Source organism: Chryseobacterium nepalense (assembly GCF_023195755.1).
GTDB classification, from domain to species: Bacteria; Bacteroidota; Bacteroidia; order Flavobacteriales; family Weeksellaceae; genus Chryseobacterium; species Chryseobacterium nepalense.
On record NZ_CP096203.1, the window covers coordinates 2,939,858 to 2,961,165 of the forward strand.

Sequence of the window (21,308 nt, forward strand, 5' to 3'; positions counted from 1 at the left end):
ATAATTAATAAAAATAAAATCACCTAAATGTAAGGTGATTTTTTTAATTGCTGATGCGAATTTATTATTTACCCAGATAAGAGTTGTACATCCACACTTCTTTTTCCTGTTCGGTAATATAGTCGCTCATCTGAGAATTCGTTCCTTCGTCTCCAGCCTGATCTGTGATGTCGAGAAGTTCTCGCTGTAAATCAATCACTACTTTAAAGGAATTAAGAATATTTTCTACACTTTTTGTTGCATCATTTACTTCCAGGCTTTCTTTAATGGTTGCCACTTTCAGATAATCGGAATAATTGTGAGCAGGTGTTGAACCCAAGGTAAGTATTCTCTCTGCGATTTCGTCTATTTTTAATACCAGATTGTTGTACAATTCTTCAAATTTAGGATGGAGCGTAAAGAACTGATCTCCTTTAATATTCCAGTGGGAACCTCTGGTATTCTGGTAGAATATTGAATAATTGGCCAAAAGTATATTCAGCTTTTCAGCTATTTTCTGGCAGTCTTCCTCCTGAAGTCCTATAATATTAGCATTTTTCATATTGATGATAGTTTATTTTTGTACAACAAATTTAAGTAAATATTATGCCGAAATGCTAAAATCGTGATTGATGATACTTATCTTTGAAATTCTTAGAATTAATTTTTATGTTGAGTAAATCTAAGCTTGCCTTAAAAAGCTTTTTCATTTCAATGGCTGTTTTTACAATAGTATGCGCCGGATATTATTTATTATCGGTTTCTAAAACAGATGGCCATTATATCTATCTTATAGATGATGCATATATTCATCTGGCAATGGCTAAAAATTTTGCGCTTCATGAAGTTTGGGGTGTTACCAAATATAAATTTTCCTCCACTTCTTCGTCGCCGTTTTTTACTTACATTCTAAGTTTGCTGATAAAAGTTTTTGGAAATACAGACCGGTTTTCTCTGTATGTTAATATTGCTTTTAGTTTCGGGACCGTATATTTTTTAAGCCGGTATTTTTCAGGAATATTCAGTAATGCTAAATATATCGTAATTTCAGTGCTTTTCACATTGTTTTTTTCAGTTCTGCATCTTCAGGTTTTATCCGGAATGGAACATGTTTTCCATGTTTTTTTATTCGTGCTGAATATATACTGTTTATCAACAATTAAAAATAAATTTTCGCTTGCGGGATTTTATCTGTCGTTATTATTGATGGGATTGGTACGTTTCGAAAGCATGTTTTATTTTGTTACGCTTGCTTTTGTCTTTGCTTTAATGGAAAAGTGGAAAGAAACTTTTCTGGTTTTAATAACAGGATTTATTCCGATTGTTCTTTTTTGTTGGTTTAATTTTCAGCAGGACGGACATTTATTCCCGAACTCCGTAATCGTAAAAGGAACAAAATTAAGCTTCAATTCGAATTTTCCACATCAGTTAAAAGCCATTTTTTTAGATAATTTTTTATTGAATGTAAGTTTTTATAAAGTCGGGTTTTTTCCTATTGTGTTAAGTGCTATTTTCATAATAAGGGATTTGAAAGGTAAAAATTTTCAGGATATTATAAGGGACAATTTTTTGTTAATCGTGATTTCTTTACTGATGATTTTTCATTCCATGTTTGCAGACCTTAAAGGAATGTTCCGTTACGAAGCATACATTCTCACCGGATTTTCAATGGCTCTTATTCCGAAACTTAAAGGTCTTTTTGAAAATTTCAGAAGCTATGTTAAAAAGGAAAAGTTAATTGCCGGAATTGTATTGATAAATATTTTTCTGCTAATTTACAAATTTGCCTTTGCTCACAAAATGCTGGAAAACGGCGGGAAAAATATTTACGAACAGCAAATACAGTCGGCAAAGTTTCTTCATACTTATTATAATGAATCAAAAGTAGTGGCGAATGATATTGGAGCGATTACCTACTTTACGGAGATTCAGTTATTGGATACTGCGGGGCTGGGCTCGTTAGAGACTATTGTTTTTAATGAAAATAAAAGGGTTCCTGATGCAGAATTTCAAAATTTTTTGACGCGCTATACGTCCAATAATAGATATGATATTGCTGTTATTTATGATGCATGGCTCCATAATAATATTCCTGGAAACTGGAAAAAAGCAGCTGAACTGAAAATAAATAATCCCGTTACCGTAGCGAGAGATAAAGTAAGTATTTATGCTGTTGATCAAAAAAATCTTGAAAAGCTTAAGGAGAATATCAGAAATTTTAGATGGAACAGAAATATTGAGGTTACTGTAGTAAAGTGAAACGTAAGTATCTGTTAATTAATTTTTAAATAAAAATATTATTTCTGTATAACTGCTTGTTAATTAAAAAAATATTATTATTTTTGCACCCTAAAATAAAAAGCAATTAAATGCCTACTATTCAACAATTAGTAAGAAAAGGAAGAGCCACGCTTGCCAAGAAGAGCAAATCGGCTGCCCTTGATTCTTGTCCACAAAGACGAGGTGTATGTACGAGAGTATATACTACCACTCCTAAGAAACCGAACTCTGCACTAAGAAAAGTTGCAAGGGTAAGACTTTCTAACGGTAAAGAAGTCAACGCCTACATCCCGGGCGAAGGACATAATCTTCAAGAGCACTCGATAGTATTGGTAAGAGGCGGAAGGGTGAAAGACCTACCGGGAGTACGTTACCACATCGTAAGAGGTGCTTTAGACACCGCTGGTGTAAATGGAAGAACACAGAGAAGATCGAAGTATGGAGCTAAGAGACCTAAGCCAGGTCAGGCACCAGCTGCACCAGCAAAAGGAAAGAAAAAATAATCATTAAATAAGGAATAAAACAATGAGAAAGACGAAAGCTAAAAAAAGACCGTTGTTACCAGATCCGAAATTTAATGATCAATTGGTAACTAGATTCGTAAACAACTTAATGCTTGACGGTAAAAAGTCAATTGCATTCAAAATTTTCTATGATGCGTTGGATATCGTAGAAACTAAAAAAGGAGATACTGAGAAAACAGCCCTTGAAATCTGGAAAGATGCATTAACAAACGTTATGCCTCACGTAGAAGTACGTTCCAGAAGAGTAGGTGGAGCTAACTTCCAGATCCCAATGCCAATCAGAGCTGATAGAAAAATTTCTATGGCAATGAAATGGTTAATCAAATATTCTAAAGCTAGAAATGACAAGTCTATGGCTTTGAAACTGGCTAATGAAGTAGTAGCTGCTGCAAGAGAAGAAGGTGCTGCATTCAAAAAGAAAACTGATACTCACAAAATGGCGGAAGCAAACAAAGCTTTCTCACACTTCAAATTCTAATCTGAAATGGGAAGAGATCTTAAATTTACAAGAAATATTGGTATTGCTGCTCACATTGACGCAGGAAAAACAACCACTACAGAAAGGATTTTATTCTATACAGGTGTAAACCACAAAATTGGGGAGGTTCACGATGGTGCTTCTACAATGGACTGGATGGAACAGGAAGCAGAAAGAGGTATTACCATTACTTCTGCTGCAACTACTTGTAACTGGAATTTCCCAACAGATCAAGGTAAGAAATTACCTGAAACAATGCCTTACCACTTCAACATTATCGATACACCGGGACACGTTGACTTCACCGTAGAAGTAAACAGATCTTTGAGAGTATTAGATGGATTGGTATTCCTTTTCTCTGCCGTAGACGGTGTAGAGCCTCAGTCTGAAACAAACTGGAGACTTGCTGACAACTACAAAGTGGCAAGAATGGGATTCGTAAACAAAATGGACAGACAGGGTGCTGACTTCTTGAACGTTGTAAAACAAGTAAAAGAAATGTTAGGATCTAACGCCGTTCCAATCGTTTTACCAATTGGTGCTGAAGAAGATTTTAAAGGAGTTGTAGACTTAATTAAAAACAGAGCGATCATCTGGGATGAAGCTGGACAAGGTGCTACTTATGAAGTAGTTCCAATTCCGGAAGATATGAAAGATGAAGTTCTTGAATATAGAGAGAAATTAGTAGAAGCGGTAGCTGATTATGATGAGACTTTGATGGAGAAATTCTTCGAAGATCCGGATTCAATTTCTGAAGAGGAAATCAACGAAGCACTTAGAAAAGCTACTATTGACCTTTCTATTATCCCAATGACTTGTGGTTCTTCTTTCAAGAACAAAGGAGTACAGTTCATGCTTGATGCTGTTTGTAAATATCTTCCTTCTCCACTGGATAAGGATAATATCAAAGGAACAGATCCGAGAACTGATGCTGATATTGAAAGAAAACCATCTGTAGATGAGCCTTTCGCTGCATTAGCTTTCAAAATTGCTACTGACCCGTTCGTAGGTAGATTAGCATTCTTCAGAGCTTATTCAGGAAGATTGGATGCAGGTTCTTATGTATTGAACACCCGTTCAAACAACAAAGAAAGAATCTCAAGAATCTATCAGATGCACGCAAATAAGCAGAATCCGGTTGAGTATATCGAGGCTGGAGATATCGGTGCTGCTGTAGGATTTAAAGATATTAAAACAGGAGATACGTTATCTGACGAAAAGAACCCAATCGTTCTTGAATCAATGATCTTCCCAGATCCGGTAATCGGTATCGCTGTTGAGCCTAAAACGAAAGCTGACCAGGATAAAATGGGTAACGCTTTGGCTAAATTGGCTGAAGAAGATCCAACGTTCCAGGTTAAAACTGACGAGGCTTCAGGACAAACAATCATCTCCGGTATGGGTGAGCTTCACTTGGACATCATCGTAGACCGTATGAGAAGAGAGTTCAAAGTAGAGGTTAACCAAGGACAGCCGCAAGTAGAATACAAAGAAGCTCTTACACAAAAAGCTAACCACAGAGAGGTTTACAAAAAGCAATCCGGAGGTAGAGGTAAGTTCGCAGATATCGTATTTGAAATCGGTCCTGCAGACGAAGGTAAGACAGGTCTTGAATTCATCAACGAAATTAAAGGTGGTAATATTCCTAGAGAATTTATTCCTGCTGTTGAGAAAGGATTTAAAGAATCAATGAAGAACGGTCCTTTGGCTGGTTTCGAAGTTGAGGCAATGAAGATTGTTCTTAAAGACGGATCTTTCCACGCGGTTGACTCCGATCAGCTTTCTTTCGAATTAGCTGCTAAAATGGGATTCAAAGAAGCGGGTAGAGCTGCTAAAGCAGTAATCATGGAACCTATCATGAAGCTTGAGGTGGTAACTCCTGAAGAATACATGGGTGATATCGTAGGTGACCTTAACAGAAGAAGAGGTACAGTAAACGGTATGGATGACAGAAATAACGCTAAAGTTATCAAAGCTTTCGTTCCGCTTTCTGAAATGTTTGGTTATGTAACTTCTCTTAGAACGTTATCTTCAGGTAGAGCAACATCTTCTATGGAATTCGAGAAATACGAAGCTGCTCCTAGTAACGTTGCTGAAGAAGTAATCGCTAAGGCTAAAGGTTAATATTAAATTAGATTAAAATGTCACAAAGAATCAGAATAAAACTTAAATCTTACGATTACAACTTAGTAGATAAATCTGCAGAGAAAATCGTAAAAACGGTAAAGGCTACAGGTGCTGTTGTAAACGGACCTATTCCATTGCCAACAAACAAGAGAATCTTCACTGTGTTAAGATCTCCACACGTAAACAAGAAAGCAAGAGAGCAGTTCCAGTTATCAGCTCACAAGAGATTGATGGATATCTACTCTTCTTCTTCTAAGACTGTTGATGCTCTAATGAAATTAGAACTTCCTTCAGGTGTAGACGTAGAAATTAAAGTGTGATAAATCTGCTGGAAAACGGAAGTCTGAATGATAAAGTTTTCTGAGCATCACAATTGAGTTTCCAAACGCTGAGCATAGTCGAAGCGTGCTATGATAATAATCCCTTTTCTAAAGAAGAGGGATTTTTTTATGCTTCAAATTTAAAATAAAATGTTAAAATCAGTATTATGTATTGCAAGGTTCTGTTTATTATGTATATTTGGACAAAATTATTACTATGAATAAACTCATGCACCTGATCATACTATTTGCTTGTTCAGTGACCGCACAGACCCACCGTTTTATATACGATGTCGTTTACCGGCCGGATTCTGCATCAACTGAAGTACGTAAAGCGAATTATTATCTTGATATTAATCCGGATGAAACATTTTATTATGAACGTCCTTTCTTTGTAAGCGATTCTATAGAAAAGACTTCCGGTTTAAGAACTTTCAACGGAAAGGTTACGGATCTTATGAGTAAAAAAATTAAAACGCAGGAGTATGTGCTATACAGCATCCAGAGTTTTGATATTTATCAGTTAAAGGACAAGCCTAAAATCTCTTGGAAAATTGAAAAGGAAACCAAAAAGTCTTCTTCTCTGCAGCTACAGAAAGCGACGGCGAAGTTTGGAGGCAGAAATTGGATCGCTTGGTTCTCTAAAGACATTGCTTTTCAGGAAGGGCCTTATAAGTTTCACGGTTTGCCGGGATTGATTGTTGAAATATATGATGATAAAAAGAATTACCATTTTTCATTAAATAAATCTGAAAACTTTACTGAAACACAATTCATAAGTTTCTACAAAAATGCAAAGGCAAGAGGAGTGGAAATCCCGTATTCAAAATACCAATCTATGCTATTGAGCTATTATCATGATCCTATAAAGTTTATCAACAGCGGTCAGATCGAGATTAATGAAGAACATAAATTGGGATTGGAAGACGGAAGGATAATTTATAAGCCTGAAGAACTTCGCCAATATGCACTTGAGGAACAGCGAAGAATTAGAAAATATAACAACCCTATCGAGCTCGACCAAGCAGTTCACTATCCGAAAATAAAAAAATAATAAGTAAACGTAAAATTACTATGCAAAAATATCTATTTGTAATGATACTATTTAGCTTATCATTGAGTGCACAAACGCACCGATTCATTTATGAATATCATTTTAAAACGGATTCCACAGCAGCCGAAAAAAGGAAAGTGAGCATGGTGCTGGATGTGAATCCTGACGAAGTAAAGTTCTATAACTATGATTTTGTTGTTACAGACTCTATCAATAAGACAAAAGGTGAAAACAATATAGTTTGGGATGATACTCCTGCGCTTACTAGAAAGAAAAATTCACTAGTAAATTCAAATTATATTATGGTTCAGAATATGTTTATTGTGGAAACCACTGATAAAATAAACTGGAATCTTGATAACGAGACAAAAATAATCGGAGGTTATAAGCTTCAGAAAGCAACGGCGAAATACGGAGGAAGAAACTGGACCGCATGGTTTACTAAAGAAATCAGCCTGAATGAAGGTCCGTACAAATTTAATGGCCTTCCAGGAATGATATTTGAGATTTATGATGATAAAGATAACTTCAGATTCTCATTAGTAAAAAGTTACAAACTTTATAAAACGTACGAAACCAGAGAGATTCTCGAAAATTTTGGCGGACAGAAACCTGTCAAAATCCCTGAATCCAGACTTAAGAAAATGTTGCTTGACCATTATAATGATCCGCTGCATGGCTTTAAAGAACAATATAAAAACAACACCCATCCTGATGCACGTTTTATGGTAATGGGAATCGAAGTAAAAAGCCCGGAACAGTTCAAAGAACTTTCTGAAATGATGCAGAAAAATATTAAGAAAAATAATAATCCTATAGAAGTGGATAAAGCGATACATTATAACTAATCTTATTACCGGTTAATTTAACCAGAAACTCCGCTACTTCGGCGGAGTTTTTGCTGCTTTTTATTGAAAAAAATAGTGTAATGTCTAAATCAGATCAAAGTATATTTGAAAGATTTTCAAATTGGGCAACAAAATTTACGGGAAGTTCCTATGCATTTATAGGAGCAACATTAATTATAATCATCTGGGGTGTTTCAGGACCTGTTTTTAATTATTCGGAAACATGGCAGCTTGTTATTAATACCGGAACTACAATTATCACTTTTCTGATGGTGTTTTTAATTCAGAAGGCACAGAATAAAGATTCAAAAGCAATTCAGATCAAGCTGAATGAGCTGATTGCCGCCAATGAAAAAGCGAGCAACAGAATAGTGGATATTGAAGACCTCACGGAAAAGGAGCTAGACCAGCTGCACTGCTATTATGAAAAACTTGCGGATTTTGCGGAAGAAGATGATGATATTCATTCCTCACACTCTATTGATGCAGCGCATAGAAATCAGGATCATAAAGACAGAATCTTCAGGAAAAAGCATGAAGAGTGGCTGCAGGAACAACAAAAGAAAGAATCAAACTGATTCTATTCAGATAATTATTAAAATCAATAAGGTTTAATGTTTTCAATAGATGGCTCTTATATAATTGTTAATTAATTTATAATTTAAAAGTTATTATTGCTGTTTTGTTATTAAATTTTAAATTTGTTGCCCTAATTTTAATTTATGAAAACAAAACTACCAATTTTGTTGCTGGCTGTTGCCGGAACAATGGTAAACGCACAATGGAGCAGAACACTGCCTGGAAAAGATGCTGTAAGAAGAAATGATAATCCTATTTATTACAAATTGGATATAGATCAAATTAGAACACAGCTCTTGCAAGCTCAAAAAATAGGCGAAGGCAAAGCGGTCACAATCAAAATTCCTACTCTGGAAGGTAAGATTGAAAAATTTGCCGTAAACAGCTTTCCAGTAGTTGACGAAGCAATGGCAAATCAATATCAACTGGGATCTTACGTAGGTAAAGGAATTGATGACCCTGAAAAATATATCAGATTTAGTGTGGCTCCTAATGATTTTCAATCGATGATTATCAGCAATGGGAAATATGAATTTATTGAGCCTTCCTCTTCAGATAAAACGGTATATTCCATCCACGGGAAATCTTCTAAGAACGGACATGCTTTTGTATGTAGTACTAAAGAAGACAAGCAGGCTGTAGCAAGAATGCAGGACATGATGGCAAAAGGAGCAGCTGCAAAATCCGGAAATCAAAAATATCATACATTAAGGCTTGCAATGTCTGTTACAGGAGAATATACTAATTATTTTGGAGGAACAGCGAATGCGCTTGCTCAAATAAATGCGACTTTAACGAGAGTAAATGGTGTTTTTGAACAGGAATTCAATCTTCACCTTAATATGGTAAGTGCGCCCAATCTTATTTTTTCCAATCCTGCTACCGATCCGTACAGCAGTTCGGAATTTATGTGTAAATGGAACTACGAATTAATGAATGTATTGCACGGAGCAACTTATGGTGTGTCAGATTCAACCTATGATATCGGACATTTATTCGGAGCTAGCGGTGGCGGAGGAAATGCAGGATGTATTGGATGTATAGGAAGTAATGATGTAAGCTATTCAACATATAATGACTGTGCGGATTCATTTGGCAATGCTTACACATACAATTCACCCGATAATTATAAAGGAAGTGGTATTACTTCACCTGCGGATAATATTCCGATGGGAGATAATTTTGATATTGATTATGTTGCTCATGAAATAGGGCACCAGTTAGGAGATAATCATACCTACAGTTTTAACGAAGGAACGGGCGTTTGTGTAGAGCCCGGATCAGGATCTACAATCATGGGTTATGCAGGAATTACAGGCTCAAATACAGATGTTCAGCAACATTCGGATCCATATTTTCATAGTGTAAGTATTGATCAGGTTCAGACAAATTTAGCGAGTGTTACCGCAGATATTGAAACTCCTATAACCAATAGTCCGCCGGTGGTAACTCCAATGACAACAACATATACCATTCCGAAATCAACGGCATTTGTGTTGACAGCTTCTGCAACAGATCCGGATGGAGATGCTTTAACTTATTCCTGGGAGCAGGTAAATTCCAGTAGTCTGGCAAATGGAGTTACTAAAAATAATATTGGCAACACTACTTCCGGAGCAAGTTTCAGATCATGGCCTGCTACATCAACCCCTACAAGATATTTTCCTAAATTATCAACTGTTTTGACAGGAACGGTAAAAAATACTGCTGATTTTGAGGCTGCTTCTACTGTGGCAAGAACTACAAACTTCCGGGTAACTGTAAGAGATAATAAAATCGGTGGACAAGCTCAGACTGCATATGCTACTCAGACAATCGTCGTAGGATCTGCAGCGGCGTTTACTGTTAATGCAACAACATTAACTCCTAATACGAATTCAACTGTAACATGGGTAGTTTCCGGAACTACGGCTGCTCCATATAATGTTGCCAACGTAAAGATTGATTATACTTATGACGGAGGAGACAACTGGACTGTTTTAGCGGCGTCCGTTCCCAATTCAGGTTCGGCGACGGTTTTTGTTCCTGCAGCATTGGCCGGGAAAAGTGGACATATAAGAGTTTCTGCCATTGGAAATGTCTTCTATGCGGTAAAACAGAACAATGTGGGAACATTGGCAACATCAGAAACCGAAAATGTTAAAACTGTTGAGATTTATCCAAATCCTGTTGATGACGTATTAAACGTGAAAAATATTTCATCTAAAGCAACATATGAAATCTATAATGCTCCGGGGCAGCTGATTAATAAGGGATCAGTAGGGGATGGTAAGATTATAGTAAGAGGTTTGGTTAAAGGTGTTTACTTTATTAATATCGATGAAAAAGGAACACTATATAAAAACAAGTTTATAAAAAAATAATGATGACAAGAAAAAACCTCTGATTAATCAGAGGTTTTTTTAATAATTTATTGCATAAAATAATCAAAATAAGTGCAGCTTCCCAGCAGGTCTTTAGCTGTTTCCGTATCTGCATATTGTGCTTTTAGCAAAGCAAAATAGGTTCTGTACTTCTGATTTTTAATCTGATCAAGCTGTTTCTGATAAGCATCGCTTTTCTCACTGTATTTCGGATCAGAATAATCAACGGTTGAAGGGTGTGAGGCCTCATACTGGTAATATTTTCCCTGTTCGGCACTTGCCATCTGGAAAAGAATTCTCGCTTTCTGTTCTTTATTGGCTGAAATGCTCAATGCTCGTTTATAATAATTGATTGCCAGATCAAAATTATCCGGTTCGATATAAATTCTGTCCGGGAATCCTTTGTAGTAATACTTGTAAGGATTTGTTCGTGGCGACGTGTCAAAGTAATATTTTCCTCCGTTTGAATTGTCAAGATCCATCACAAAAAGCTGCCTGTAATATCCGAGAATCGAAGTATTGTACAATACATTTCCTATCAATTGATTGGCTATAGCAGATTTTTCATCTTTTCCATTTCCGATTTTTTTCAGTTGGATCAATGCATCCGCCAGTTCGAGTTTATTCATAGCTGGCTTAATGAATGGAAATGCGGAATAATCTTCCTTCTTCATACTTTCATCAGGATCACTCTGATAACTTACCCAGACATTATGGCCAAAAACAAGATCGGAAATATTGCTGAATCCGTTGTAAGCTCCTGCCTGATATTTCAAGGGAGTAAGTTTTTTCTCATCATAGTTCCAATCGGATCTTGGAATTCCGGAGAAGTTCTGTGCTTTTGCATAATATGATTTAGCTTTTTCAAAATCTGCCTGTCTCATGGCCCGGTCTCCATAAATTACGGCAAAAAAAGCATCAATATTTCCGACGTCGTTAATGTTTTTAGCAATAATCTGCTGCTCAAACTGTGTTTTGTTTGTTTTTCTGTAGAAATCTTCCACACTTTTCACAAGACTTGAATTCGGGCTGTACTGCAGATCGGAAAGCTTATTGTTCATCAGGAAAGATTTGCCATCTTCACCCTGAAGAAAATAACGGTTGGCAAGAACATCTTTCAGAAAGTCTGCTGTAGAAGGAACTTCACCGTAATAATTATATTCATCTGTTTCGGTACTGTCCTTTTTTACTTCCGGTTTTTCTGTAAAATATTCTGAATAGTCTTTCATTAAATGATCTTCGTAATCCGCATCAATTTTCGGCTGGGAAACAATATCATTCAGAACTTTCATTCTTTTAATCTCTTCCGTGTATTCCGGATTGGAGGTTTTGATGTTCTCTAGAATTTCGGTGCTTGCTTTATAATCTTTTTTCAGGAATTTCAGATATGCATCAGCAATCTGCCAATATTCATCTTTGGATTTTTCTTTTGTTTTGGAGGTGAATTTTTCCAGGTCATCCAGAAAATCTTTAGTTTTGTCATCATACCAGTAGTTATTTCTGGTGAATACAGGAATTCTGTCCGGATTATCAAGAAGTTCATCATCACTTTGATCTGCTTTTCCATCAGGAGAATTTTTATCTTTCTTACTGCTGAATAGGTTTTTGAAAAACCTTATTATTTTCTGCCAGAATGATAGTTCCTCTTTTTTAGGCTCTGCAGTCTGTGTTTTACCCGGATCCGTATTATCTGTTCCGGTAATTGTTTTCTCACTATTGTCGTCGTTTGTATAGTAATAAATAGGAAGGTAGCTTCTTTCCAGCTCATTGATGCTTCTCACCGCCATTACTTTCAGGATCTCAGAATCCGGATTGATCTCAAACATTTTTTCCATTACAGGAATGGGATTATTGAAATCTTCATACCCTAAAAGAAAATAAGCCATGTTTTTGTCTTCATTAGTATTGGCTCTTTTTAAAATATTATTAAATGAGGCCGTATCTGAAAGTTTCATAGATATGAAAGCGGATTCTTTTCTGCTTTTACTGTCCCTGAACACCTGGAAGAAGTTCCAGTTGGCTTCGCTGTTCATTCCCAATCCGCGCTGAGCTCCTGCAAGCTGATCAAGCGCCATAATGTATGGTGCACCTTTCAGTTTCAGAGGTTCTACATAAGTTTTAAATGCTTTTACCGCCGCATCGTAATTTCTTGTGTAATGATTGAATCGCACAAGCTGATAACCGTACCGCTGTTTTATTTCGGGATTTTTTGCAGCATTATATAATGAGGTAAGTGCAGCAATGGTTTTATTGTAATCGAGATTGGTTGCGTTCTTTCCTGTTCCCGGCTCTCTGTAATAATAAAATGAATCTGCGCTTTCAATATAATTGATCTTCATGTATGGTTCCAGGTATTTGGCCTCAATAAGATAATCGAGTCCTTCACGGTATCTTTGGTAAAATCGAGGTCCTAACGTTACCAATAGCTGGTTGGTGGGCGATCCTTTTTTTAAAGCATTAAGATCGTTAATATTCATTTTATTAACCAGATATTCCGTCTGCGCATAGCTCAGCTGATTGCTGAAATATCTTTTCCATGAATCGATATTTTCGTCAGGTATCATGGAAGGTTTAAAATCAGTATAAAATCTGGTCGAATAGCTGTGAAGAAAAGGCAGGTAAGATTTATCCTTAATAATAATCTGTGTAAAAAGATTGAAATATTCGTAATCCGGATCAGACCAGGCACAAGCCCCGGATTCTGTATAAAAAAGAGAAACAACAGCGAGTGAGAGAAGGTATTTTTTCATTGTATAGCGGTGTTTAGTGAGCATTTATTTGTTTACTACCATCCGAAAGGAACTAAAAAATTAAATTTCGGTTCCTGACAAATTTACTATCCAATTGATAATAAATAATATGGTAACGGGAAATTTTTTTATCGAGAAAATCGGTGACTTCTGTGAGCTGACTGTCAGAAATGGATTCAATTTTAATCCTGAAACCTTTATTCATATAGTTTCCGAAGTAAAATCCATCTTTCATAATTTCAATTTCATGATCTGAAATCTTTTTAAAATCTGAATTTTCAAGATCTTTCTCTGCTAGAGCGTTAATCAGCTTATGCTTTCCCAGATAATTGGTTACAATTCCCCAGGAATAGATAGGCAATGCTACCTCTATCTTTTTTATAGGATATTGATCAATATCTGCCAGATAACTTTTCAGAATCTGGACATCCAGGATAGAATTTTTATCAGAGTTTTCCAACGGTGAAGAAGTGGAGTAGCACATAAGGTAAACTTTATTAACCGGTGGAATGCCTGTTGTGGATTTATCCCGTACTTGATGAAGACGGAGCGTGCAGGTGACTTCTTTGCCTGAAATTTTTTTCAGTTCTTTTAAAAATGTAAAATAATCATTACGTGTTCCCGCCGTCCAGTCGCAGTCGATCTGTATTTCTGGTGCGGAGTTCAGATGATAGTCTGTAATTTTCTTTTTTACCAGCTCATTAATGCTTCGGGCAAGAAAATTTATTTCATCTTTTTTGATGTAAAGAAAAGTACGGTTCGTAATGAAAACAACGGGTATTATTTTCTGATGGACTATAAAACTTTTGTCCTGAATTATAACCCCTAAAGGCTGGAATTTTTCTCCGGATTTATCAACATCGAAAAAGCGGGTATAGAGATAAGGGATGGTAGTTTTACTCAATGCCATTTTTTCGTCCGCATTGAGAGCAAGTTTGGTTTTCCAATAATAAAAAGTGTATGGATGATCTTCCTTCGTGCTGCAGGAAAATATCAAAAGCAGAATACATAAGAATCTGAGTGTTCTCATTACTGATACAAATCAATATCATCAAAGGTAAAAGCGGAATTTATTGCTTCTACGGCATTACTAAGGTTTCTTTCAAAAAATTTAAAAGGACTACTGAATGCATTTTTCAGATGCGGAATAAGTTGGTTGTATGTATTTTTCATATCATCAGAAGATTTATAAATAAATTTAACCTAACAAAAATCAAACCGTAATTACAGCAACTAAAGAACGGTTGTAATGAAAAGATTTTGTTATTCACAAATTATTCCTCTGAATTTTTCTCCCGATTTTACAAAAATGGTCTAATTGATTAAAAATCAAAATATTTTGCACGAAATATTTGTCAGTTATAAAAATATTCATAAATTTGCACACTCATTTTAGGGGCGTAGTATGCCTACATCAAACGTAGAAATTACTTCAGACTTCCTGAAAATGACGATAAATAAAGGATAAATTTTATTATAACATAAACAATGTCAGGTATTATTGGTAAAAAAATCGGTATGACTTCTTTGTTTGACGAAGCAGGGAAAAATATTCCTTGTACAGTTATTCAAGCTGGTCCGTGCTCGGTTTTACAGGTCAGAACCATTGAAAAAGACGGTTATAAGTCAGTTCAGTTAGGTTTCGATGACAAGAGTGAGAAGAACGTTGGTAAAGCGTTAGCTGGTCATTTTAAAAAGGCTGGTTCTGCTCCTAAAGCTAAATTGGTAGAATTCTACAGAGAATTCGTTGATGAAGTGAAAGTAGGAGAGGAAGTAACTGTAAACTTATTTGCTGAAGGTGAATTCGTTGACGTAACAGGTACTTCTAAAGGTAAAGGTTTCCAAGGTGTTGTTAAAAGACACGGCTTTGGAGGTGTAATGCAGGCAACTCATGGTCAGCACAACAGACTTAGAGCTCCAGGTTCTATCGGTGCTGGATCAGACCCTTCAAGAGTATTCAAAGGGATGAGAATGGCTGGTAGAATGGGAGGTAAGCAGGTGACTGTACAAAACCTTCAGGTATTAAAAGTGGATCAAGATCAGAATCTTTTAGTAGTAAAAGGTGCTGTTCCGGGAGCTAAAAATTCTTATGTAATTATCAGAAAATGGAACTAGTAGTATTAAATACATCAGGAAAAGAGACCGGAAGAAAAGTAACTCTGGACGAAACAGTATTCGGAATCGAGCCAAATCAGCACGCGGTTTACTTAGAAGTTAAACAGTACCTTGCTGCACAAAGACAAGGGACTCATAAAGCAAAAGAAAGAAGCGAAATCACTGCTTCTACTAAAAAACTTAAGAAGCAAAAAGGATCTGGTTCTGCAAGATACGGGGATATTAAATCTCCAACATTCAGAGGTGGAGGTAGAGTATTCGGACCAAAACCAAGAGATTACAGATTCAAATTGAACAAAGCTCTTAAGAGATTAGCTAAAAAATCTGTTTTATCTCAGAAAATGAGAGACAACAGCATCAGAGTTTTAGAAGATCTGAGCCTAAATGCTCCTAAGACTAAAGATTTCATCAATGTATTAAATGCATTGGAACTTAACGGTAAAAAATCTTTATTCGTTCTTCCTGAAGCTAACAAGAATGTATATTTATCTTCAAGAAACTTACCTAAAACTAAAGTAATGAACTTCAATGAAATCAGTTCTTACGATTTAGTAAACGCAGGTGAGATCGTATTCTTCGAAGGTGCAGTTGAAAAATTCCAGGAAAATTTAAAGAAATAAATCATGTCAGTTATTATTAAACCAGTTATTTCAGAAAAGGCTAATTACCTTACGGATTTAAGAGGTACTTATTCTTTCTTGGTAGATACCAAAGCGAATAAGATCCAGATTAAAAAGGCTGTTGAGGCAGCTTACGGTGTAAAAGTAGCAGACGTAAATACAATGATTTATGCTCCTAGAGTATCTGCGAAATATACTAAAAAAGGTCTTCAGGTTGGAAAGACGAATAAATTGAAAAAAGCGGTAATCAAACTTGCTGAAGGTGAGGTTATCGATATTTTTGCTGTAAATTAATTATAATTATAAATAATAGTAATGTCTGTTAGAAAATTAAAACCTATCACCCCGGGACAGAGATTCAGAATTGTAAACAATTTTGAGGAAATTACTACCAACAAACCAGAGAAATCTCTAACAGTTGGTATTAAAAAGTCAGGTGGACGTAACCAAACAGGTAAAATGACCATGCGTTACACCGGAGGTGGACACAAAAAGAAATACAGAATTATTGACTTCAAAAGAAACAAAGCAAACGTTGAAGCAACTGTAAAATCTGTAGAATACGATCCAAACAGAACTGCATTTATCGCTTTATTAGAATATGCTGACGGAGAGAAGAGATATATCATCGCTCCAAATGGTATCAAAGTAGATCAGAAAGTAGTTTCAGGTGAGAGCGTAGAACCAAACGTAGGTAACGCAATGAAATTGAAAAATATTCCATTGGGTACTGTAATTTCTTGTGTTGAAATGAAGCCTGGTCAAGGTGCTATTTTAGCAAGAAGTGCTGGTTCATCAGCGCAATTAACTTCAAGAGACGGAAAATATGCAATCATCAAATTGCCTTCAGGAGAATCAAGAATGATCCTTACTGAATGTATGGCAATGATTGGTTCAGTTTCCAACTCTGATCACCAATTAACTGTATCAGGTAAAGCTGGTAGAAGCAGATGGTTAGGTAGAAGACCAAGAACAAGAGCGGTTGTAATGAACCCTGTAGATCACCCAATGGGTGGTGGTGAAGGACGTTCTTCTGGAGGTCACCCAAGATCTAGAAACGGTATGCCGTCTAAAGGTTACAAAACTAGAAAGAAAAACAAAGTGTCTAACCGTTACATCGTATCTAAAAGAAAATAATTATGGCAAGATCACTTAAAAAAGGACCGTTCATTCATCATACTTTAGATAAGAAGGTTCAGGCAAATATAGAGTCTGGTAAGAAGACAGTTATCAAAACTTGGTCTAGAGCATCGATGATCTCTCCGGACTTCGTAGGACAAACTATTGCTGTACACAACGGGAAATCTTTTATCCCTGTATATGTTACAGAAAACATGGTAGGTCACAAGTTAGGCGAATTTTCTCCAACAAGATCTTTCAGAGGTCATGGTGGTAACAAAAACAAAGGAAGCAGATAATCATGGGATCAAGAAAACAAGATAGTTCAATCGCAAGAAAAGAAGCTAACAAAGACGTTGTTAAAGCTTCATTAAATAACTGCCCATCTTCTCCTAGAAAAATGAGATTAGTTGCTGATATCATTAGAGGAGAGCAAGTAGATAAAGCTCTTTATATCCTTAAATATTCTAAGAAAGAAGCTTCTAACAAATTAGAAAAATTACTTCTTTCTGCAATTGCCAACTGGCAGGTAAAAAACGAAGGTGCAGACATCGAGGAAGCAAACCTTATCGTTAAAGAAATATTCGTGGATAGTGCAAGACAATTGAAGAGACTAAGACCAGCTCCGCAAGGTAGAGGGTACAGAATCAGAAAAAGATCTAACCACGTTACATTAATCTTAGGTAATAAAGAAAATTAATCAAGGTATGGGACAGAAGACAAATCCAATTGGTAACAGATTAGGTATCATCAGAGGATGGGATTCTAACTGGTTTGGCGGAAACGATTATGGAGACAGAATCGCGGAAGACTACAAAATCAGAAGATACCTTGAAGCTAGATTATCTAAAGGTGGGATTTCAAGAATTTATATTGAAAGAACATTAAAATTAGTAACAGTTACAATTACTACTGCTAGACCGGGACTTATCATCGGTAAAGGAGGTCAGGAAGTTGATAAACTGAAAGAAGAGTTGAAAAAATTGACTAAGAAAGATATTCAGATCAACATCTTCGAAATTAAAAGACCTGAGCTGGATGCAGTATTAGTTGCTGACAGCATTGCTAAGCAAATCGAAAACAGAATTTCTTACAGAAGAGCTGTGAAGATGGCAATGGCAGGTACCATGAGAATGGGTGCAGAAGGTATCAAAGTTCAGATCTCTGGTAGATTGAACGGTGCTGAAATGGCAAGATCAGAATCTTTCAAAGACGGAAGAATTCCATTGTCTACTTTCAGAGCAGATATCGATTACCATATTGGTGAGGCATTAACTCAGTACGGAAAGCTAGGTGTAAAAGTTTGGATCATGAAAGGTGAAGTTTACGGTAAAAGAGAACTTTCTCCGCTAGTGGGACAACAGAAAAAAGGCGGTCAGTCTGACAGAAGAGATAACAGAGGAGGAGACAGAAGAGACAACAGAGGACCTAGAAAGAACAATAACAATAATAACAATAATAATTAAAATTTTAGATTAGACCATTTTGAATTTTAAATTACCGTTACTTTTTTAAAATAAAAAACAATCTAAAATCTAAAATCTAAAATCTAAAATTTAGAGATTATGTTACAACCAAAAAGAACCAAGTTCCGTAGAGTACATAAGATGAAGATGAAGGGGAATGCCCAGAGAGGTAGTCAACTTGCTTATGGAACTTTCGGAATCAAGGCGACAGAAGGTGCTTGGATCACTGCAAGACAGATTGAAGCTGCTCGTATCGCTGCGACAAGATATATGAAGAGAGAAGGTCAGCTATGGATCAAAATCTTCCCGGATAAGCCAATTACTAAAAAACCAGCTGAAGTAAGGATGGGTAAAGGTAAAGGTGCCGTGGAATATTGGGTAGCTGTAGTAAAACCAGGTAAAATTATGTTCGAAGTAGGAGGAGTTCCTTACGAAGTAGCGAAAGAAGCTCTTAGACTTGCGGCACAAAAATTACCAGTTGTTACTAAATTTATAGTTGCTAACGATTTTGTTAAACCTCTTTAATCTTTGAATACAATGAAAAAAGCTGATATTAAAAATTTAAGCGCGGGTGATATTCAAAACCAATTAACTGAAGCAAAAGCTCAATATTCTAAATTGAAATTGGCTCATGCAATCAGCCCAATTGAAAACCCGATCCAAATCAGAGATTTGAGAAAAACAATCGCAAGACTAAATACTGAGTTAACTAACAAACAATAATTTCATTTTACAATGGATAGAAATTTAAGAAAAGAAAGAATCGGAGTGGTTTCCAGCAATAAAATGGAAAAAACTATTGTTGTTAGTGAAACTACGAGAGTAAAGCACCCGATGTACGGTAAATTCGTATTGAAAACGAAAAAATATACTGCACACGACGAGAACAACGAATGCGCGGAAGGAGATACAGTTTTGATCCAAGAAACTAGACCTTTGAGCAAGAACAAAAGATGGAGATTAGTAAGAATCATTGAAAAAGCTAAGTAATAATGTTACAAACAGAATCAAGATTAAAAGTTGCTGATAACACAGGTGCTAAAGAAGTATTGGTTATCAGAGTTCTGGGAGGAACCAGAAGAAGATATGCTTCAGTTGGTGATAAAATCGTTGTTACTATCAAAGATTCTACACCATCAGGAAACGCTAAAAAAGGTCAGGTATCTAAAGCTGTAGTAGTAAGAACTAAAAAAGCAGTTAGAAGAAAAGATGGTTCATACATCAAATTCGAAGACAATGCTTGTGTATTGCTAAACGCAGCGGGAGAAATGAGAGGAACCCGTGTTTTCGGACCAGTTGCTCGTGAGTTGAGAGACAAAGAATATATGAAAATCATTTCATTAGCTCCTGAAGTACTTTAATATTTAAAATTTTAAAAAAATGTCAAAGTTAAAAATAAAAAGAGGAGATAACGTAATCATTACTACCGGTAAGAAAGATATCAAAGGTAAGACTGGTGAAGTTATTGAAGTGATCAAAAAAGAAGGAAGAGACCCTAGAGTTATCGTTGCAGGACTTAACATTGTTAAAAAACACGTTAAGCCTTCAGCTTCTAACCCTCAAGGAGGAATCACTGAGAAAGAAGCTTCTATTCATATCTCAAATGTAGCTTTAGTTGGAAAAGACGGAAAAGCGATCAAAGTAGGTTATAAAACCGAAGGAGATAAGAAAGTAAGAATCAACAAAAAAACGGGTGAAACTTTATAATTTTAAATAACACATGGAATATATAGCAAGACCCAAAAAAGCATATAAAGAAACGATTGTTCCTGCAATGATGGAAGAATTCGGATACAAATCTGTAATGCAGGTACCAAGACTTGAGAAAATTGTTTTGTCTCAAGGTTTAGGAGATGCTACAGCAGATAAGAAAATTATCGATTATGCTGTTGAAGAATTAACGAATATCACTGGTCAGAAAGCTGTAGGTACGATCTCTAAGAAAGACGAAGCTGCTTTCAAACTAAGAAAAGGTATGCCTGTAGGGGCTAAAGTTACGCTAAGAGCTAACAAAATGTATGAGTTCTTGGATAGATTAACTTCTTCTGCTTTGCCACGTATCAGAGATTTCTCTGGAATCAAAGCGGATGGTTTTGACGGTAGAGGTAACTATAACTTAGGGATCACTGAGCAGATCATTTTCCCTGAGATCGTAATCGACAAAGTGAAAAAAATCCAGGGGATGGACATCACTTTCGTTACTACTGCGAAAACAGATAAAGAAGCTAAAGCATTATTAACTCACTTCGGTTTACCATTCAAAAAGAACTAAGAAATGGCTAAAGAATCAATGAAAGCGCGTGAGCGCAAAAGAGAAGCGTTAGTAGCTAAATACGCTGATAAAAGAAAAGCTTTAAAAGAAGCAGGTGATTATGAAGGACTTCAGAAATTACCCAAAAATGCTTCTCCTGTAAGATTACACAACAGATGTAAACTAACAGGAAGACCAAGAGGATACATGAGAACGTTTGGTATTTCCAGAGTAACTTTCAGAGAAATGGCAAACAACGGTCTTATTCCGGGCGTTAAAAAAGCTAGTTGGTAATAATTACTAATTAAAAAATCGGGACAATTAAGTTGTCTGGATACTAAAGATAAAAAATATCAGACCGAAGATTTCTGAAGTCTGATATTTTACTCTTCAAGTCCTTACAATACTGATTGTTCTTTAACCAATAATTTATAA

Annotated in this window: 27 protein-coding genes; 23 read left to right on the forward strand and 4 right to left on the reverse strand. The window is 36.0% G+C overall.

Annotated features, from left to right (window positions below; genetic code table 11):
- Window positions 1-64: 64 nt before the first annotated feature.
- Window positions 65-541: a Dps family protein gene (locus M0D58_RS13085; protein ID WP_248390139.1), complete on the reverse strand. Its 477-nt coding sequence runs from the start codon at window positions 539-541 to the stop codon at window positions 65-67.
- A 152-nt stretch (window positions 542-693) separates the two neighbouring features.
- Between M0D58_RS13085 and M0D58_RS13090 the strand changes: the two genes are divergently transcribed.
- The 9 genes from M0D58_RS13090 (at window position 694) to M0D58_RS13130 (ending at window position 10,552) form a co-directional block, all read left to right on the forward strand.
- The gene (locus M0D58_RS13090) at window positions 694-2,238 is read left to right on the forward strand and encodes a hypothetical protein (RefSeq protein WP_248390142.1); all 1,545 of its coding nucleotides are present in this window, start codon (window positions 694-696) and stop codon (window positions 2,236-2,238) included.
- Between the two features lie 110 nt (window positions 2,239-2,348).
- A complete protein-coding gene (rpsL, locus tag M0D58_RS13095) occupies window positions 2,349-2,762 on the forward strand; it encodes a 30S ribosomal protein S12 (RefSeq protein ID WP_027381287.1) in 414 nt (137 codons plus the stop codon).
- Between the two features lie 22 nt (window positions 2,763-2,784).
- Entirely contained in the window at window positions 2,785-3,261 is a 477-nt protein-coding gene (gene rpsG / locus M0D58_RS13100; protein WP_169231334.1) for a 30S ribosomal protein S7, read from the forward strand.
- A gap of 6 nt (window positions 3,262-3,267) precedes the next feature.
- Window positions 3,268-5,385: an elongation factor G gene (gene fusA, locus M0D58_RS13105; RefSeq protein ID WP_248390145.1), complete on the forward strand. Its 2,118-nt coding sequence runs from the start codon at window positions 3,268-3,270 to the stop codon at window positions 5,383-5,385.
- A gap of 17 nt (window positions 5,386-5,402) precedes the next feature.
- Window positions 5,403-5,708, forward strand: a complete 306-nt coding sequence (gene rpsJ / locus M0D58_RS13110; RefSeq protein WP_002661363.1) for a 30S ribosomal protein S10 — start codon at window positions 5,403-5,405, stop codon at window positions 5,706-5,708.
- Between the two features lie 217 nt (window positions 5,709-5,925).
- Complete coding sequence (locus M0D58_RS13115; RefSeq protein WP_248390148.1) at window positions 5,926-6,762, forward strand: GLPGLI family protein; 837 nt, start codon at window positions 5,926-5,928, stop codon at window positions 6,760-6,762.
- Window positions 6,763-6,782: 20 nt separating this feature from the next.
- The gene (locus tag M0D58_RS13120) at window positions 6,783-7,610 is read left to right on the forward strand and encodes a GLPGLI family protein (protein ID WP_248390151.1); all 828 of its coding nucleotides are present in this window, start codon (window positions 6,783-6,785) and stop codon (window positions 7,608-7,610) included.
- An 80-nt stretch (window positions 7,611-7,690) separates the two neighbouring features.
- Window positions 7,691-8,188 carry a low affinity iron permease family protein gene (locus tag M0D58_RS13125; RefSeq protein ID WP_248390154.1) on the forward strand — a complete coding sequence of 166 codons (498 nt, stop codon included), beginning with the start codon at window positions 7,691-7,693 and terminating at the stop codon, window positions 8,186-8,188.
- A gap of 144 nt (window positions 8,189-8,332) precedes the next feature.
- Window positions 8,333-10,552, forward strand: coding sequence for a zinc-dependent metalloprotease (locus M0D58_RS13130; RefSeq protein ID WP_248390157.1), 2,220 nt, complete (start codon window positions 8,333-8,335; stop codon window positions 10,550-10,552).
- A gap of 47 nt (window positions 10,553-10,599) precedes the next feature.
- On the opposite strand, the gene M0D58_RS13135 is transcribed toward M0D58_RS13130, so the two are convergent.
- The 3 genes from M0D58_RS13135 to M0D58_RS13145 are packed head-to-tail and all read right to left on the reverse strand — an operon-like array spanning window position 10,600 to window position 14,475.
- Window positions 10,600-13,302 (reverse strand): hypothetical protein, encoded by a 2,703-nt coding sequence (locus M0D58_RS13135; protein ID WP_248390160.1) that lies wholly within the window; start codon window positions 13,300-13,302, stop codon window positions 10,600-10,602.
- A 52-nt stretch (window positions 13,303-13,354) separates the two neighbouring features.
- Window positions 13,355-14,332: a hypothetical protein gene (locus tag M0D58_RS13140; RefSeq protein ID WP_248390163.1), complete on the reverse strand. Its 978-nt coding sequence runs from the start codon at window positions 14,330-14,332 to the stop codon at window positions 13,355-13,357.
- On the reverse strand, window positions 14,332-14,475 hold the full coding sequence (locus M0D58_RS13145; protein ID WP_248390166.1) for a hypothetical protein: 144 nt from the start codon (window positions 14,473-14,475) through the stop codon (window positions 14,332-14,334). The genes M0D58_RS13140 and M0D58_RS13145 overlap by 1 nt, the downstream gene beginning before the upstream one ends.
- 315 nt (window positions 14,476-14,790) lie before the next feature.
- On the opposite strand from M0D58_RS13145, the gene rplC reads away from it, so the two are divergent.
- The 14 genes from rplC (at window position 14,791) to rpsN (ending at window position 21,167) form a co-directional block, all read left to right on the forward strand.
- A complete protein-coding gene (gene rplC / locus M0D58_RS13150; protein WP_072883922.1) occupies window positions 14,791-15,417 on the forward strand; it encodes a 50S ribosomal protein L3 in 627 nt (208 codons plus the stop codon).
- Entirely contained in the window at window positions 15,408-16,037 is a 630-nt protein-coding gene (rplD, locus tag M0D58_RS13155) for a 50S ribosomal protein L4 (protein ID WP_248390169.1), read from the forward strand. The genes rplC and rplD overlap by 10 nt, the downstream gene beginning before the upstream one ends.
- A gap of 3 nt (window positions 16,038-16,040) precedes the next feature.
- Window positions 16,041-16,331 (forward strand): 50S ribosomal protein L23, encoded by a 291-nt coding sequence (gene rplW / locus M0D58_RS13160; RefSeq protein WP_029297784.1) that lies wholly within the window; start codon window positions 16,041-16,043, stop codon window positions 16,329-16,331.
- Window positions 16,332-16,352: 21 nt separating this feature from the next.
- Window positions 16,353-17,174, forward strand: a complete 822-nt coding sequence (gene rplB, locus M0D58_RS13165; protein ID WP_034678013.1) for a 50S ribosomal protein L2 — start codon at window positions 16,353-16,355, stop codon at window positions 17,172-17,174.
- A 2-nt stretch (window positions 17,175-17,176) separates the two neighbouring features.
- A complete protein-coding gene (rpsS, locus tag M0D58_RS13170; protein WP_002983209.1) occupies window positions 17,177-17,455 on the forward strand; it encodes a 30S ribosomal protein S19 in 279 nt (92 codons plus the stop codon).
- A 2-nt stretch (window positions 17,456-17,457) separates the two neighbouring features.
- Window positions 17,458-17,856, forward strand: a complete 399-nt coding sequence (gene rplV / locus M0D58_RS13175; protein WP_029297778.1) for a 50S ribosomal protein L22 — start codon at window positions 17,458-17,460, stop codon at window positions 17,854-17,856.
- A 7-nt stretch (window positions 17,857-17,863) separates the two neighbouring features.
- A complete protein-coding gene (gene rpsC, locus M0D58_RS13180) occupies window positions 17,864-18,622 on the forward strand; it encodes a 30S ribosomal protein S3 (protein ID WP_248390172.1) in 759 nt (252 codons plus the stop codon).
- A 99-nt stretch (window positions 18,623-18,721) separates the two neighbouring features.
- Window positions 18,722-19,147, forward strand: a complete 426-nt coding sequence (rplP, locus tag M0D58_RS13185; RefSeq protein ID WP_002983219.1) for a 50S ribosomal protein L16 — start codon at window positions 18,722-18,724, stop codon at window positions 19,145-19,147.
- A gap of 12 nt (window positions 19,148-19,159) precedes the next feature.
- Window positions 19,160-19,345, forward strand: a complete 186-nt coding sequence (gene rpmC, locus M0D58_RS13190; protein WP_089999869.1) for a 50S ribosomal protein L29 — start codon at window positions 19,160-19,162, stop codon at window positions 19,343-19,345.
- A 12-nt stretch (window positions 19,346-19,357) separates the two neighbouring features.
- On the forward strand, window positions 19,358-19,612 hold the full coding sequence (gene rpsQ, locus M0D58_RS13195) for a 30S ribosomal protein S17 (protein WP_029297775.1): 255 nt from the start codon (window positions 19,358-19,360) through the stop codon (window positions 19,610-19,612).
- A gap of 2 nt (window positions 19,613-19,614) precedes the next feature.
- Window positions 19,615-19,983, forward strand: coding sequence for a 50S ribosomal protein L14 (gene rplN, locus M0D58_RS13200; protein ID WP_007839504.1), 369 nt, complete (start codon window positions 19,615-19,617; stop codon window positions 19,981-19,983).
- Between the two features lie 19 nt (window positions 19,984-20,002).
- Window positions 20,003-20,329 (forward strand): 50S ribosomal protein L24, encoded by a 327-nt coding sequence (rplX, locus tag M0D58_RS13205; RefSeq protein ID WP_123852737.1) that lies wholly within the window; start codon window positions 20,003-20,005, stop codon window positions 20,327-20,329.
- 13 nt (window positions 20,330-20,342) lie between these two features.
- The gene (rplE, locus tag M0D58_RS13210) at window positions 20,343-20,894 is read left to right on the forward strand and encodes a 50S ribosomal protein L5 (protein WP_072883928.1); all 552 of its coding nucleotides are present in this window, start codon (window positions 20,343-20,345) and stop codon (window positions 20,892-20,894) included.
- 3 nt (window positions 20,895-20,897) lie between these two features.
- The gene (gene rpsN, locus M0D58_RS13215) at window positions 20,898-21,167 is read left to right on the forward strand and encodes a 30S ribosomal protein S14 (RefSeq protein WP_027387207.1); all 270 of its coding nucleotides are present in this window, start codon (window positions 20,898-20,900) and stop codon (window positions 21,165-21,167) included.
- The last annotated feature ends 141 nt before the right edge of the window (window positions 21,168-21,308 follow it).